The organism is Psychrobacter sp. JCM 18900 (assembly GCF_904846625.1).
Taxonomy (GTDB): domain Bacteria; phylum Pseudomonadota; class Gammaproteobacteria; order Pseudomonadales; family Moraxellaceae; genus Psychrobacter.
In genome coordinates, this window is sequence record NZ_CAJHBL010000002.1 from 634,482 (window position 1) to 649,866 (window position 15,385).

General features: G+C 41.4%; 14 protein-coding genes. 7 read left to right on the top strand and 7 right to left on the bottom strand.

The window, feature by feature from the left end; all coding sequences use genetic code 11:
- Positions 1-77: 77 nt before the first annotated feature.
- Positions 78-407 (bottom strand): hypothetical protein, encoded by a 330-nt coding sequence (locus JMX96_RS05540; protein ID WP_201567988.1) that lies wholly within the window; start codon positions 405-407, stop codon positions 78-80.
- Between the two features lie 264 nt (positions 408-671).
- Complete coding sequence (locus JMX96_RS05545; protein ID WP_201567990.1) at positions 672-1,523, bottom strand: AraC family transcriptional regulator; 852 nt, start codon at positions 1,521-1,523, stop codon at positions 672-674.
- Positions 1,524-1,689: 166 nt separating this feature from the next.
- On the opposite strand from JMX96_RS05545, the gene JMX96_RS05550 reads away from it, so the two are divergent.
- Positions 1,690-2,103: an organic hydroperoxide resistance protein gene (locus tag JMX96_RS05550; protein ID WP_160021698.1), complete on the top strand. Its 414-nt coding sequence runs from the start codon at positions 1,690-1,692 to the stop codon at positions 2,101-2,103.
- 197 nt (positions 2,104-2,300) lie between these two features.
- On the opposite strand, the gene JMX96_RS05555 is transcribed toward JMX96_RS05550, so the two are convergent.
- A complete protein-coding gene (locus JMX96_RS05555) occupies positions 2,301-3,218 on the bottom strand; it encodes a DMT family transporter (protein ID WP_201567992.1) in 918 nt (305 codons plus the stop codon).
- Between the two features lie 322 nt (positions 3,219-3,540).
- Between JMX96_RS05555 and JMX96_RS05560 the strand changes: the two genes are divergently transcribed.
- Positions 3,541-4,224 (top strand): DUF421 domain-containing protein, encoded by a 684-nt coding sequence (locus JMX96_RS05560; protein ID WP_201567994.1) that lies wholly within the window; start codon positions 3,541-3,543, stop codon positions 4,222-4,224.
- A gap of 140 nt (positions 4,225-4,364) precedes the next feature.
- Here the strand turns inward: JMX96_RS05560 and creD are convergent, their stop codons facing one another.
- The 4 genes from creD to pnuC all read right to left on the bottom strand — a co-directional run bounded on the left by creD (position 4,365) and on the right by pnuC (position 8,034).
- Positions 4,365-5,975, bottom strand: coding sequence for a cell envelope integrity protein CreD (gene creD, locus JMX96_RS05565; RefSeq protein WP_201567996.1), 1,611 nt, complete (start codon positions 5,973-5,975; stop codon positions 4,365-4,367).
- Between the two features lie 169 nt (positions 5,976-6,144).
- Complete coding sequence (locus JMX96_RS05570) at positions 6,145-6,669, bottom strand: TIGR00645 family protein (protein WP_102093027.1); 525 nt, start codon at positions 6,667-6,669, stop codon at positions 6,145-6,147.
- A gap of 89 nt (positions 6,670-6,758) precedes the next feature.
- The gene (locus JMX96_RS05575) at positions 6,759-7,373 is read right to left on the bottom strand and encodes an AAA family ATPase (RefSeq protein WP_201567998.1); all 615 of its coding nucleotides are present in this window, start codon (positions 7,371-7,373) and stop codon (positions 6,759-6,761) included.
- Complete coding sequence (gene pnuC / locus JMX96_RS05580; RefSeq protein ID WP_201568000.1) at positions 7,324-8,034, bottom strand: nicotinamide riboside transporter PnuC; 711 nt, start codon at positions 8,032-8,034, stop codon at positions 7,324-7,326. Before pnuC ends, JMX96_RS05575 begins: the two co-directional genes overlap by 50 nt.
- A 296-nt stretch (positions 8,035-8,330) precedes the next feature.
- Between pnuC and JMX96_RS05585 the strand changes: the two genes are divergently transcribed.
- The 5 genes from JMX96_RS05585 to dnaX all read left to right on the top strand — a co-directional run.
- Entirely contained in the window at positions 8,331-9,476 is a 1,146-nt protein-coding gene (locus tag JMX96_RS05585) for a beta-ketoacyl-ACP synthase III (protein ID WP_057760302.1), read from the top strand.
- A gap of 234 nt (positions 9,477-9,710) precedes the next feature.
- A complete protein-coding gene (prfA, locus tag JMX96_RS05590; RefSeq protein WP_201568001.1) occupies positions 9,711-10,802 on the top strand; it encodes a peptide chain release factor 1 in 1,092 nt (363 codons plus the stop codon).
- A gap of 130 nt (positions 10,803-10,932) precedes the next feature.
- The gene (gene lysS / locus JMX96_RS05595) at positions 10,933-12,471 is read left to right on the top strand and encodes a lysine--tRNA ligase (RefSeq protein WP_102090341.1); all 1,539 of its coding nucleotides are present in this window, start codon (positions 10,933-10,935) and stop codon (positions 12,469-12,471) included.
- Positions 12,472-12,586: 115 nt separating this feature from the next.
- Positions 12,587-13,849, top strand: coding sequence for a hypothetical protein (locus tag JMX96_RS05600; protein WP_201568003.1), 1,263 nt, complete (start codon positions 12,587-12,589; stop codon positions 13,847-13,849).
- Positions 13,850-13,918: 69 nt separating this feature from the next.
- A partial coding sequence (gene dnaX / locus JMX96_RS05605; RefSeq protein ID WP_227676940.1) for a DNA polymerase III subunit gamma/tau occupies positions 13,919-15,385 on the top strand: 1,467 nt, incomplete at its 3' end.

The following is a 15,385-nucleotide window of genomic DNA, read 5'->3' on the forward strand; positions in this document are numbered from 1 at the left end:
TTCTCTATGAGCTATTGAGGCTTAATGTTTGATAGTTAGTGACTGGTATCTAATGTCTAGTATTTAATGATTGGTACTTAATGGCTCATCTTTTCTGTCAGTACACCCATGCTATAAAGCACATAAGCAATCACAGTTAATGCGACGATAAATGGAGTAAGCATCCAAATCACAATATTGACTAAAAGTGATGGTAACAATCCATTGAACAGCTCAATATCTGGTGCGAAAAAATCGGTCATAATATCGACTGCACGCTTAGCAATAGGGAATAGCAAAGTGCTAAAAGCCAACATGTAAATGTACTTACTAAAGCCAGGGTCACTCATGACTACCATAAAGTAGAACACTGTAAAAAACGTGATGCCAAGTGCCCAGCATTTGAGAGTGTAGCTTAAACGAATCATGTTATCTCCTCCCTAAGCTTTCTATTGATCGTTTTACATCGATCGTATACAGAGTAAAGCTGCTCCTATACATTCATTATTTTAAATATATATCATATGTTATAATACGAATATATAGTCACGTCAACCAATTTTTCTATTTATTTAAAATACTCCACAAATTATTCAACTTAAAAATGATGTTTTTTAAGGAATGCTTTCGTAAATATAATAGTAAATAGCCTAAGCAAATTAAATTAATTCTATTAGAGAACAAGGTTGCAACTACAGCTCATTACTTGGACTTAGACCAAACAATCGCTTATATTCTCGGCTGAACTGACTAGGACTTTCGTAGCCTACTTGCATTGCTACTTGTGATATTTGCGCCCTATGCATCTTAATTAAGCGTCTGGCTTCCATTAAACGTAAGCTTTTTTGATACTGTAGCGGACTCAGCTGGGTTATTTCTTTAAAATGCTGATGAAACCCTGAGACACTCATGCCGCATCTACTAGCCAAGCTCTCAACCATAATAGGTTCATCTAGATGTGCCTTTATCCAGTCAGTCGCTTGGGCAATGCGGTGTGTATGGCTACCGCTAATGACCAATTGCTTAAGTTTGTTGCCTTGCTCAGCCAAGAGTAGGCGATAGTATATTTCTTGTTGAATTAAAGAAGATAGAAAATCAATATCGTTTGGATAATCAAGCAAGCGTATCAATCGATCAAACGCGTCCATTATGGTGTCATCTAAGTGCCACTTTATTCCTAAATGACTGCCTACTACTGGGTGTGTGGTCGGTATCTGCGCTAAGACGTCTCTAATCATAGCTAAATCTAATTTCATTGATAAAACAATGATAGGGTTTTTTATCGAAGCGTGCTTGATATGCATACTTAGCGGTATGTTAACAGGACAGAGCATCAAGTTACTATTGTCAAACCTTTGACAGTCAGCACCCAAGTAAATCTCCCGCTCTCCTTGCAGTACAATACAAATACTTGGCTCTTGAATATAACTCACGGCTTTGCTTGGTTTGTCCGCGCAGTAAAAGAACAAACCTGAAACAGCAGATTCGATGGTTTTATTTCTAGGTAGTACGGTAAGAAGTTGGTCAATAGTCGTTTGATTCATCACGAGTGCTTATTTTATACAATTGCCTGATAGTATAAATATTTGTAGGATTAGGCAAGAGTTATAGAGGTTTGTTCTAACGTATAAATGTTGAGGATTCTATAATAATTTCATCGCAACAGCGTAAGTACGACCTCTAATAATATGAAACAAGGAATAATTAATCATGAAAATATTTTATAAAACGCGCGCAACCGCTACTGGTGGACGTTCTGGCCATACTGGATTAGACGATGGTTCTTTAGGATTTGACTTGGTATCTTTTCAAGAGCAAGACAAAGAAGGCGTGAACCCAGAACAGCTTTTTGCCATGGGTTACGCGGCTTGTTTTGATAGCGCTTTGAGCATGACTGCACAGCACATGAAATTGCCTGTGACCGCTTCAAAGACCTCTGCGCAAGTGGGTATCGGTATGAAAGCTGACGGTAGCTACAACTTAGAGATAGAGTTGTCTGTAGAAGTATCAGGTATTGATGAAGCGCAGGCGCAGCAGTTGATCGAAGCCACGCATCAGGTGTGCCCGTATTCTAACGCCACTCGTGGCAATGTTGATACTCGTCTAGAAGTGACAGTCGTTTAAGACTGTTGTTTAAAGGCTGTTGCGTACAGACGGTTGTTTAAAGACTAGTGACCATAGACTAGCAATATTAAAATAATAACTCGAACATAAAACGCCCCGATTTATGAAAGTCGGGGCGTTTTATGTTGTCCAGTAATGTAATTAGCTTGAACCTTTTTTAGCAAATTGGCTAATGCTAGGTTGTTAATAGCATTATTTTATACCGGTACTTTTTTATTTAAGGTAAACACCAAGACCGCGCCCAAAATGACGGTGCTTGCAACTATAAATGGCATAGTCAGCTGTTCAGACAAAAATATCACACCTAGCAACGCAGCAATCACAGGCACACATAGCTGAACGATAGCGGCTTGTGTGTTTTTCAATAGAGGCATCGCTGTATACCAGATACTATAGCCCAACCCTGAGGCGATTGCTCCTGATGCACAGGCAAGTAGTACACCTTCAGTAGTAATGTCCTCCAAATTGATATTTTTGAAACCCAAGTCATCTAGATACGTCATACCTACCAGTAATAGTATAGGCACAGCGACTAAACTACGCACAAAGTTAAACCCTGTCGCTCGTAGCGGTGAGATACATGCCTTGCCTCGTATACTATATATTCCCCAAGCTATGCCGCTCATAGCCATTAACGCTGCCGCCAATGGTGATGGTATGGCAGCGGATGGCAACATCAGATATACAAACCCTGCCACTGCAACAACAAATGCTAACCATTGTAGTGCGCTTAATTGCTCTTTTTTATAGATACCCCAGCCAATCATGGTGAGCTGTACCGCTGAAAACAAAATCAATGCACCAGTGCCAGTATCCAGCTCTACATACGCAATTGAAAAGCACAGCGCATAAATCACCAAGCTGACGCTACTCAACCAACTGCCTTTATCATTTAAAATAGCGTGAACAGTAGGGTTATTATGATTGGGCGTTTGGCGTCGCAGTCTGTAAGCATGTATAGCCATGATAATGCCTAGACAGGCCGTCGCACTCATTAGCCTGATAATTGTAAAGCTCCAAGCGTCGATATAGCCTTCTGCCAATGCCATTCGGCAAAACAGGGAGTTTGCGGCAAAGGCGATTAACGCGATAATGGTATAAATAGTGGCTTTCAAAAGTAATTCCTACAATGAATAAATGACACAAAACAGGCAAACATAGGATTTTAGTTTTAGGTCTTGAGATACGCTGTTATAACGAAAGCTTATTTCTTAGCAAAGATAATAGATTTATAACTGATTAATCTAATCTATAGCTGTCTCACAGGACAGGATATTTTGTCGTACTTATGGCAAAAAGTCTCTTTTAAATCAGAATAACGATAGTTGTATTGACGATAAGGTCTAAAAATAGGGATGATGTGCGTCGTATCAAACGAACTCTTAGAACAACATTCATTAAACACAATAAATCAGATAAATAAATAGGAAAGATAGTATGAATTGGGCAAGTATTTTTATTTATGACACAACTTGGTTGTTTGCCGTAGAAATTTTAATACGTGTCACTGTAATGTTTGTATTAATTATCACATTTTTGCGCTTCACTGGTAAGCGGGGTGTCCGTCAGCTCTCTATTTTCGAGCTGACCATTATTTTATCGTTGGGCTCTATTGCAGGTGACCCTATGTTCACCGAAGACCTGCCTATTATCCAAGCGGTACTCATCATGGGTACGGTCATTTTACTCTATAGGCTGTGTACTTGGGCGATGATGAAATTCCAGCCTTTTGAGGACCTGCTAGAGGGGCGCTCAATGTATATTGTAGAAAATGGCATGCTAGTGCTTGATAAAATCAAAAAAGGTGAGATGTCACATGATGAGTTTTTTGCTGAAATGCGCCAACAAGGAGTTGAGCATTTAGGACAAGTTCGTACTGGTTTGCTCGAAGCTGATGGCAATTTTAGTATTTTATTGCATACCTCTGAAAAGACAGACTACGGTATGCCGCTTTTCCCCAAGCAATACCGACCAGTCGAGCAAGTGGAAGCAGGGGTTTATTATGCTTGTATGTATTGCGGTTACGTCGATGAAATATCTGACCCCAATCATTGTTGTCCGCGCTGTGAGGATAATTGCAATAATTGGGCTAAAGCGTTAAACAATCATATCGTCAAATAATATAACGATTAGCTGCCTTAGCCCAGTTGATAAGCTAAGGCAGCCAAGTTTTTTTCAAATTATCAGATAGAAACCTTTCATTTACTGACAGTTTGTTTGACTGGTTTCATAAAGTATATGGGTTAAGTGGCTTACATAATTTAGGTGACTTTGTACCAGTCAAGTTTGCGAGTCATCACCATCACGCAGGCAAGTAACACAAAGCAGAATATCGCACCCAGTAATAGATTGAAATCTTCTGTACTTAAAATACCGAAAAACGCAGCGTATAGCCCAGCAAGCGTCGTAGTAAAGATTACTGCCCGTTTGAAACGACCAAATACATAGTAGCTATACCAGCCAATAAGCCCAACACAAGCACTGGCCGCTACCATATAGGCTTGCCAAAATGCGATTTGTTCTGCAAGTGGTAGTAATAAGACATAAAAGAAAAATAGTGCGCAGCCGACTAACAGATACTGAATAGGGTGGATGCGACTTGATTTGAGCACTTCAAATAAAAAGAAAGTACCAAACGATACCAAAATTAATAACAAGGCGTATTTCATGGCTCGTTCAGTTTGTAGATAGACATCGTTAGGGCTTGCAAAACTAACCCCAAAGCTGTTTAGCAGAACACTTTGATTACTACCAGCCACTGCCGTACTGTCTGCCGTCAGACCTCTTGATGCCTCAAACGAATCAGGATTGTACGAATGACTATCGGTATTGAGCGTTGATTCACTTATGACAGTACATTGATGGTTAGGCGCGCTGAGACATTGAGAGAGGTACTGATTGTTTGCAACAGTTAGATACTGATTTTGCCAACTGGCATCAAATCCTGCAGCGGTAATGCTCTTGGTATTTGGTAATGCTTTACCGATGAAGTTTGGTGTCTGCCAGTCACTGTGCATAGATAGAGTAAAGTTCTCACCAGTTGGGACAGTCGTTATATTGCTAATGCCAGCTAATGGCAAGTCGATCACAATATTGAGCGCTTGATTGTCTTTAGGATTAGATAACTGGCTATTTACCTCTGATTTATCTAAATTTATACCCGCTGAGCTTGTGGCAACAAGGCTGTCTTTATTATTTTGGCTAGTAGGATTTTTTAATTGCTCCAATACGTCTTTAGGAATATCTGCTTCGACATAGCTTAAGTTCTCTATTATTGGTATCTGCAGATATTTTGCTGCAATCGATTTTTGATTGATTGTGACAGTAGGCAGGGTAGCGACACCGCGCAAATCAGACACGGGAATGATCAGTTTTGCCTTGTTCCAGTGGGTAATGGTTTTGGCTAGTTGTGTCTTATCTGCATCATCGTCAATTGTAGTGCCAATCTGATCTAAATTTTTTAAAGTCTCATCAAGCGTATAACTCTGATCGAATGTCAGCTGACCATCATAGCTAGTAGCGCTATAGATACCGCGTTTATAAGTGTCTGTGTTTACTTTTAGGTTTTGTGCAGCCTGCGTCTGAGAGGCAAAAATCGTCTCAATTTTCGAGTATGACGGTTCGCATTTGCTCTTTATATTTGGTGTATCAGATGCATTTGACTGACATTCCGGTGTGACTGTCGTGGGAATAGCGATAAATGGATTAATCACTTCTTGTGGATTGACATGCTGCTCGCTGATTTCTTTTATCACTGATTCTGCGTAGTATTGTCTCTCGTATATGATATCGCTAATCATACTGAGACCAATCGAAAAGACAATACAAAGTCCTACAATGATGGATAACTTAGTCAATAATGTTTTTTGCATGTTGTCGCCTCCTAAGTGTCTTTAACCCACAGCTGCCGAAATAGCAGACTGTGGCTTTAAAAGACATCATAGAGAGGGCATAACGAGAAGATGTGCAGGAAATATGAAATAACTGTGAAAGGGTGAAAGTCGATATTCTCGGATAATTATTTTTCGATTATTAATGTGCTTAATGCTTTTTCGTGTCGCCAACGACTTTATCCATAATAGCGAATAACAAGCCAGACAATACGAAGGTCATATGAATAATAACCTTCCACATGAGTTTGTCAGCATCAAGTTCACTCATTCCGCTAGAGATATCCATAAAGGATTTTAAAAGGTCAATCGCTGAGATAGCAACGATCGCTCCGATAACCTTTAGCTTTAGGCCAGAAAAGTCTACTTTGCCCATCCAGCTAGGACGATCATCATGAGTGCCAGTATCGATTTTTGAGACAAAAATCTCATAGCCACTGAATATAATGATAAGCAGTAAACTAGCAACCAGAGAGATATCAACCAATACCAATATATCTACAATCACACTGGCTTCAGAGGCCGTCAGAATGTCAGCGAACATGTGCCATAGCTTTTGGACAAACTTAATAAATAATAAAATAATGCCTAGCACTAATCCTAGATAAAAGGGTGCCAGTATCCAGCGGCTATTAAATATGGTTTTTTCTAAATAAAGCTCAAACTTCTTTAGCATGGGTATCTCTTAGGTTTTAAAGACAAGAAAGTCTTAAAGACGAAAAATTTGTAAGACATAAATATGGGTAAGCTTGTAGATATAGCTATTTAGCTTTGGTGTGGCGATATGTTGTCTATATCAGCGAGCTGCGCTACTACTTGCCGCACGCGCGCTTTTCTATCGCCACTAATGCGTTGAAATGATTTCTGATGCTTGCTCAATTGATTGGCGAAATAAGCACTTATCTCATCGCGTTGGTGTGGACTGTCTCGCAGGTCATCAGCCACCCATGGCGTATCAATATCAGTCAATAATATCAAATCATAGTGATGGGCCAATGCTGCTTGCTCAAGGGCAGTAGGGCAGTCGCCATAATACCAATAAGAATAAACCATCAGCTCAAACAAACTGGTATCGCAAAACAAATAATGACTGGCATTAGACGACTGAGCGACTTGTTTGGCTAAGGTATTCTCTAGTGTAACCTGCCCCTGTGCGATAGGGAGCAGATCTTCCCACGTACAAGTCAGCTGCTCATCATCCCACTTTGCCTGTAAGTAGGTACGCATATATTCTGACACCCAAGGACTATCAAAATGCGCGGCCAAATCACGACATAAGGTCGTCTTACCCGTACTTTCTGCTCCTAAGACCGCGACTTTGATGACAGATTTAGGCGTATGCTGCTCGAGGTTGTACGCGGTAGCGTCGTTGCCATTCATAGTATGCCCAGATTGCAATAAGAGTGAAGACTACATATTGTAGCGCGGTAAAAGTAAAACCTTTATAGAAGTATAGCGGTACCGATATCGCATCAGCGATGATCCAGAGTATCCAATGCTCAATTTTGCGCCGTGCCATGAGCCACATTGCCATCAGAAATAAAGCCGTAGTGAGCATGTCAGTATAGTCGACCCAAGTAAATAGATGGATTCCAAGTACCGCACCATCGAAACTAAAGCCATTATTAATCACGGGACGGAAATAATAAACCAATCCTACAAAAGCTATCGTTCCTGCTGCCAAGGCAGAGAGTATAGGGATGTCACCTGCATGCAGATGCTCAATACGGACGTTATTGGCATTTGACTGCTTGTGCTCAACAGACTGGTTTTTCTTGTTCTTTGACCAGTTAATCCAGCCATACAAGCTCATCACGGTATAGTAAGCATTGATGAACATATCGCCAAACAGCTGCCACTTCCATAGTAGATACACAAATATAGCAGTGCTGACCAGACCGATAGGGAAGACTAAAATATTGGTTTTGCTGGCGAGTAAGACACTTGCTACGCCAAAGATAACGGCAATCAGTTCAAGAATGATAAATATCGTAGAGTAGTCAGCGTATTGACCAAATAACCAGTTGAGAAGTTCTGCCATTAGCATTCCTAAGTATGAGCGTGTATCGATGTTCTGAATAATTAAGATAGTTCGATGAGTAGTACAGACCAAAATGATGCTAATTATAACGTAGCTACCGAAAAAGGACGCCAGTCTTTGCTAATTTATGGCAAGAAACAGATTATTTGTAACAAAGTATTAGAAAAATTATAATATTCAGGCATAATAAACACACTGATTTTAAGTTTACAGTTATTCACTGAATTTGAATGGCTATTATTTTTCCACTTTTATGCTTATTCCAAGCACCACAGTAGTAGACAAGGAAGCTTATCATGACGACTTGTATCACAGGCACTGGTCTTTATATTCCACCTTACAGCATTAGTAACGAAGAGCTAGTTGAGTCATTTAACCAGTATGTTGAAAACTATAATACCGAACATGCTGAAGAAATAGCTGCAGAGACAGTGACGGCACTTGAGCCTTCTTCAGCTGCTTTCATCGAAAAAGTATCTGGCATCAAATCACGTTATGTGATGGAAAAAGAAGGTATCTTAAATACTGAAATCATGGCGCCAGTTATCCCTTACCGTAACTTGGGCGAAGAGTTGTCAGTAATGGCCGAAATGGGTGCAGCAGCACTTAGAGATGCTTTGGCGGATGCTGGACTTGAGGCCAATGACTTAGACGGTATCATCCTTGCTTGCTCAAACTTCCAGCGTACTTATCCTGCGGTTGCTATCGAGATCCAGAACGAAATTGGTATGATTGGCGGCTTTGCTTATGATATGAACGTTGCGTGTAGTGCGGCGACTTTTGGTCTGTCACAAGCACACGGTTCTATCATCTCTGGTTTGGCCAAGCGTATTGCTGTGGTCAACGTCGAGATTACCTCAGCCCATCTAAACTGGCGCAACCGTGACAGCCACTTTATCTTCGGTGATGTGGCGACCGCTTCTATCGTTGAAGAATTAGATACGCCAAAAGGTTATGAGATTCTAAACTCTAAGCTATTTACTCAGTTTTCGACCAACATTAAAAACGAATATGGCTTTATGGATCGCTCAGAGTATCTAGCAGCGCAGACTGAAATGTATCCAGATATCAAAGCACCGGTCACTGATAAGCTGTTTTTGCAAAACGGTCGCAAAGTATTCCGTGAAGTCTGTCCAAAAGTGTCAGAGATTATCACGGAGCACTTGCAAGAAAACGACATCCCAACATCTGATGTTAAGATGATGTGGTTGCATCAAGCCAATGCCAATATGTTGGATTTGATTCTGCGTACCGTAGTTGGTAAAGATGCCGATAAGTCGATTGCACCGAGTGTTATTGCTGAATTTGCCAATACCAGCTCAGCGAGTCCTATGATTGTATTCCATCGCCACAAAGACGACTTAGTATCAGGTGATTTGGGCGTTATTTGCTCATTTGGTGCCGGTTACTCTATTGGTTCGGTCTTAGTTCGCAAGGTTTAATGCTTTAACTATTTGTCCTGATAAAAATAGCTAAGAATATTCTTAGCTATTTTTTTGTCTGTCGTTTTTGCTATTGAAATTAAGCTGTGACATCTAAATATAAACAGAGATGTTGGAGAAGGTAACGTCAAGATTACCGACAATATCAACAAGAATGATTAGAGGTTTTAATTTACCCCAAAAAATTTGCTATAATCACGGGCTTATTCCTCTTATCCAATTAAAAGTCCTTTTATGAAAGAATCCTTACGCCTGCGTTTAGACCAGATGGTAGACCGTTATGAAGAGGTCACCGCTTTATTATCAGATCCTAGTGTCATCAGTGATAATAACAAGTTCCGTGAATTGTCTGTTGAGCACAGCGACTTGATGGAGATCACGACGCTGTGGCAAAACTACGTGGGTGCAGAAACGGATCAGGCTGATGCAGAAGCGATGCTAGCTGATGCAACAGATCCTGACATGAAAGAGATGATGATCGATGAGATTGAGAGTGCGCGTGATACAATCGTAGAGATGGAAGAAGCGCTCAATCTGATGATGCTACCAAAAGACCCTAACGATAAAGTGCCAGCGTTTTTGGAGATTCGTGCCGGGACAGGTGGCGATGAAGCAGCAATTTTCTCTGGTGATTTGTTCCGTATGTACCAAAAGTACGCGCAGAGCCAGGGCTGGACACTAGAAGTGCTCTCTGCAAATGAAGGTGAGCATGGCGGTTATAAAGAAATCATCACTCGCGTATCTGGCAATAGTGTATATGGTCGCCTAAAGTTTGAATCGGGTGCTCACCGTGTACAGCGTGTCCCTGAGACCGAAAGCCAAGGTCGTGTTCACACGTCAGCTTGTACGGTCGCAGTCATGCCAGAAGTTGAGATTGATGATACCGTTGATATCAATCCTGCTGATATCAAGATGGATACTTTCCGCTCAAGCGGTGCTGGTGGTCAGCACGTGAACACAACTGACTCTGCCGTACGTTTGACGCATATTCCAACGGGTACCGTGGTAGAGTGTCAGCAAGAGCGTAGCCAACACAAAAACCGTGCGCATGCTATGAAAATGCTGGTCTCTAAAATCCAACAAGCCAAAGTGCAAGCACAGGTCGATGTGGCGGACTCTATACGTCGTGACTTGGTCGGTAGTGGCGATCGCTCAGAGCGTATCCGTACCTATAATTTTCCACAAGGCCGCATGACCGATCATCGTATCAACCTTACCTTATACAAGCTTGACTCCATTATGGAAGGCGACTTGGATGAGATTCTTGATGCACTATTACGTGAGCATCAGGCTGATTTGATGGCCAGTATCGGTGCCAATGACTAGTAGTTAGTCTGTAAAAGCACCAACAGTTTTATCGTTTTTATCATCATGTCTGTTCTTATAATAATAAGTATTGATTTAATTTTTCTGTTTTCGTTTATCCATTTAATTACCTAAAAATATTGAGAGTGTTATGTCAAAGCACAATAATCAGAACCAAGATCAAACCCCAGTCGTAGAAGATGCTAACGAGCTAATCGCACAACTGCAAGCCAAGCTAGACGATATCAGTGCTTCAGGTAAACAGCCGTATCCTAATACGTTCAAACGCACTGATTATGCGCAAGACTTACAGACGGCTTTTGATGGTGTCTCAAAGCAAGAAATTGAAGAAAAAGCAGCGAATGGTGAAAAAACACAGGTCAACGTGGCGGGTCGAGTCATGCTTAACCGTGGTTCGTTCATCGTGATTCAAGACATGACAGGCCGTATTCAATTATATGTAGCACGTAAAGAGCTTGATGAGGAAACGCGTGCGAGCATTAAATCACTAGATTTGGGTGACATCGTTGGTGTATCAGGCTATATCGGTCGCTCAGGTAAAGGCGATTTGTATGTGCATATTGAAGAAATTACGCTACTGACCAAATCATTACGTCCAATGCCAAATAAATTCCATGGCTTGGCTGATGTCGAAGCGCGCTATCGTAATCGTCATCTTGATTTGATGACCAATGAGACGACTCGCAATACCTTTATGGTTCGTAGTCAGATCGTTAGTGGTATCCGTCAATTTATGCTCAATGAGCGTTTTATGGAAGTCGAAACGCCAATGATGCATCCGATACCAGGCGGCGCAGTAGCCCGTCCGTTTGAGACACATCATAATGCATTAGATATGCCTTTATACCTACGTATCGCGCCTGAGCTTTATCTTAAGCGTCTGGTCGTTGGCGGTTTTGAGCGCGTATTTGAGATTAACCGTAGTTTCCGTAACGAAGGGGTTTCAACCCGTCATAACCCTGAATTCACCATGATTGAGTTCTATCAAGCATACGCTGATTATCATGACTTGATGGATTTGACTGAGCGTCTGTTTAATCAGTTAGCAATAGATGTGTTGGGCACAACAGAGCTGACTTATCAAGAAGAAGCCATTAGCCTAAAAGCACCATTTGCTCGTCTATCAATGTCTGATGCGATTGCAAAATATGCTGAAAACTTTGACATGACACGTATCAATGATCGTGAATACCTAGCAGAATATGCATCTACGACACTTAAGCAGCAAGTCAAAGATGTGTTTGGTGTGGGTAAACTACAAACGATTATCTTTGAAGAAACGGCTGAGCATCAATTACGTCAGCCAACGTTCATTACTGAGTACCCAGCTGAGACCTCGCCTCTAGCGCGCCGTAGTGATGACAATCCTGAGATTACTGATCGTTTTGAGCTGTTCGTTGGTGGTCGTGAATTGGCCAATGGCTTTAGCGAGCTCAATGATCCAGCAGACCAAGCCGAGCGTTTCCGTGGTCAAGTTGCTGAAAAAGACGCTGGCGATGATGAAGCCATGCATTTCGATGAAGAGTATATCGAAGCATTGTCTTATGGTTTGCCACCGACAGCCGGTGAGGGTATTGGTATCGATCGTCTAGTAATGCTATTTACCGACTCTGCCAGTATCCGTGATGTGATCTTGTTCCCGCATATGCGCCGCAAACAAGACAGTTAAGATGGGTTTGCTTGCTATAAATCCAAACTGATACTTAACTCAGCATAAAAAGCTTTTGCTCATTTTCACAGAATGGGTATAAGCTTTTTTGTGATATATCGTTTATAGAGGTATTATGGATATTCAGCAAGCATCACATACGCTATGGCAAAGAATGATTCAGCAATGTTTTTTATCATTGTATGAGTTGCCTGATGACAAAATCACTGACTCTGATCATTTTCAGGGTTATGATTTTGTTTTTGAGTTTTCTGGCGCTACTATTTATCTGCTCGTCAATACGGTTGTGATGCAAGCGAATAGACAAGAAGTGGATAATGCTAGAGTTCGTGAGTGGAGAAAAGAAGTTGTTAACCAACTCATCAAACGCCACGCTCAGATTTATCAAAAAAACGATAGCCTAGTTGTAGATAGAAGTACCGTGACAACTGATAAAACGGTTTATTTTATCGGTTTAACATCATTGTCCATCAATCATCAAAACGATCAATCGGGCCATTCATCTTATGCAGTTGGCTACGAATATGGCAGTCGGTTTTTTGCAGAAGACTGTGTTTTAGACTTAGATGATGAGCAAAGTATCCTACAAGTCTTTAGTCATCAAAACTTCGTTGATATCCTCAATCAGTTGGTTACTCCAAGTGATTTAACAACCTTTTTAGATTTCCATCGTCGTCAACTATCTAACTTTGCATCATTTCAAAACGAATCAACATTGCTTAAACAGTTTCTACAATCACCTGACTTTCATCAACGAGCGATTAGGGTACAAGAACAGCTAATTGACAACGAGTTAATTGAGCAAGTTGAATTACGCTTACTTAAAGCAGTAGAGCCGAATCAGACTATGTTTGCCGATGCCTTAATGGCTGAGATGCAAAAAAATACTGGGATGTGGTTCAAGCTATTCAACAGTGTGCTTGAGCGTTATTATGAAGCAGGTACACCTTTACCAAATGATCAGGTTGATATTTTGGTAGATGAGTCAATGTATACCTATGCATGTCTAGTAGAAAAAATCTTAGCTTATAGAACCATGGATCAAGACTCGCGCTGGAATGGTTATGTCCGTCATGAGCATTCTTACCATGTATTTGGACGCCATTATCTCATGGTGTTTTATGCGCAAGACAATAGCAGTTCGCTAAGCGCAGAGAATGTTAGGCTCTCTTATAAAGATTTATTGTCAGACATCAACGTCCAGTTACAAGAGCCAGTAATGGACGATTTATTTTTACTAGGCGTAGAGTTTAGGCCGTGCGAAGACAGTGTAAACACTGAGGTTTATCTGGATGTTTTTCATCAAGCAGGCTCATTGATTGATGAAAGCACTCAACGCTTATATGACCGACTGGCCCAACTTCAAGCTCAGTTATAACCTAAACATAGTATGATTCATTAGTTTGACGCTCCCTCTATATTTGTATTATTTACATTGGCATTTCTTATGACGCAGCAATATCAAGTTTTAGCTCGCAAATACCGACCAAAAAACTTTCATGAGTTGATTGGGCAGACGCATGTATCTCAAGCGTTGATTAATGCGATTGATTACAATCGTCTGCATCATGCATATCTGTTTACAGGCACACGCGGTGTGGGTAAGACGACGATTGCGCGTATTTTATCTAAATGCTTGAACTGTGATACAGGTATTACCAGTACCCCTTGCGGCGTGTGTGATAACTGCGTTGCTATTGATCAGGGGCGTTTTATTGATCTTATTGAGATTGATGCCGCTTCTCGTACCAAGGTCGAAGACACGCGTGAGCTGTTAGACAATGTGCCTTATGCCCCAAGTCAAGGACGTTATAAGGTTTATCTGATTGATGAAGTACATATGCTGTCTACGCACAGCTTTAACGCGTTACTTAAAACGCTAGAAGAGCCACCTGAACATGTTAAGTTTTTATTAGCGACGACTGATCCACAAAAGCTACCGATTACGATTATTTCGCGCTGCTTGCAGTTTGTACTGCGTCCATTACCTCAAACGTTACTTAGCGAGCACTTGGCAAATATCTTGACCAAAGAGCAGGTAGGCTATACTCAGCCAGCCATTTGGCAATTGGCAAGTGCAGCCAAAGGTTCTGTACGTGATGCGTTATCATTGACCGATCAAGCCATTGCTTTTGGCCAAGGCGCATTGGATGATGCTACTGTCAATGCAATGCTTGGTCTTATTGATGCTGCTGACTTAGTACGTCTAATCACAGATATTTATAATCATGATAAGTCTGCGGTTGCTGCTCATATTGAGCAAATGCGTGCGCAAATGGTCGATGCGACTAGTATGTTTGACGGGCTTGCTGAGCTGTTGCATCAGTTGGCATTGACCCAACTGATGCCTGAGGTCGCTCTCAATGTCAATGAGGCGCAAGCAAAAGATATTTATACGCTAGCTCAGCATATCAGCCCTGATGTCTTGCAGCTGTATTATGAAATTGTTGTACAGGCACGTGAAGGTGTCAAGCTTGCAAGTACACCGATGCAAGCACTTGAGATGTGCATCTTACGATTACTGGCGTTTCGTCCATTACCAGTCGATGAAGTCTTGAGCAATACTTATGATAGTGATGGGGCTGTTACCAAAGTACCAGCTATAGAGCCAGTATCTTCGGCATCAGCTCCAGATGCTGTTGCACATGAAGCGTCAGCACCGCCGCCAGAGCTTTATAGTGTTGATTATCAGACACCAAGTCACGATGAGCTGCAAAGCGGTATTGATTATAATGACAATTTAGTACAGTCAATGGCTAGTGCTATGCCTGAACCAGTTGTTGAGCCTGAACCAGTTGTTGAGCCTGAACCAGTTGTTGAGCCTGAACCAGTTGTTGAGCCTGAACCAGTTGTTGAGCCTGAACCAGTTGTTGAGCCTGAACCAGTTGTTGAGCCTGAACCAGTTGTTGAGCCT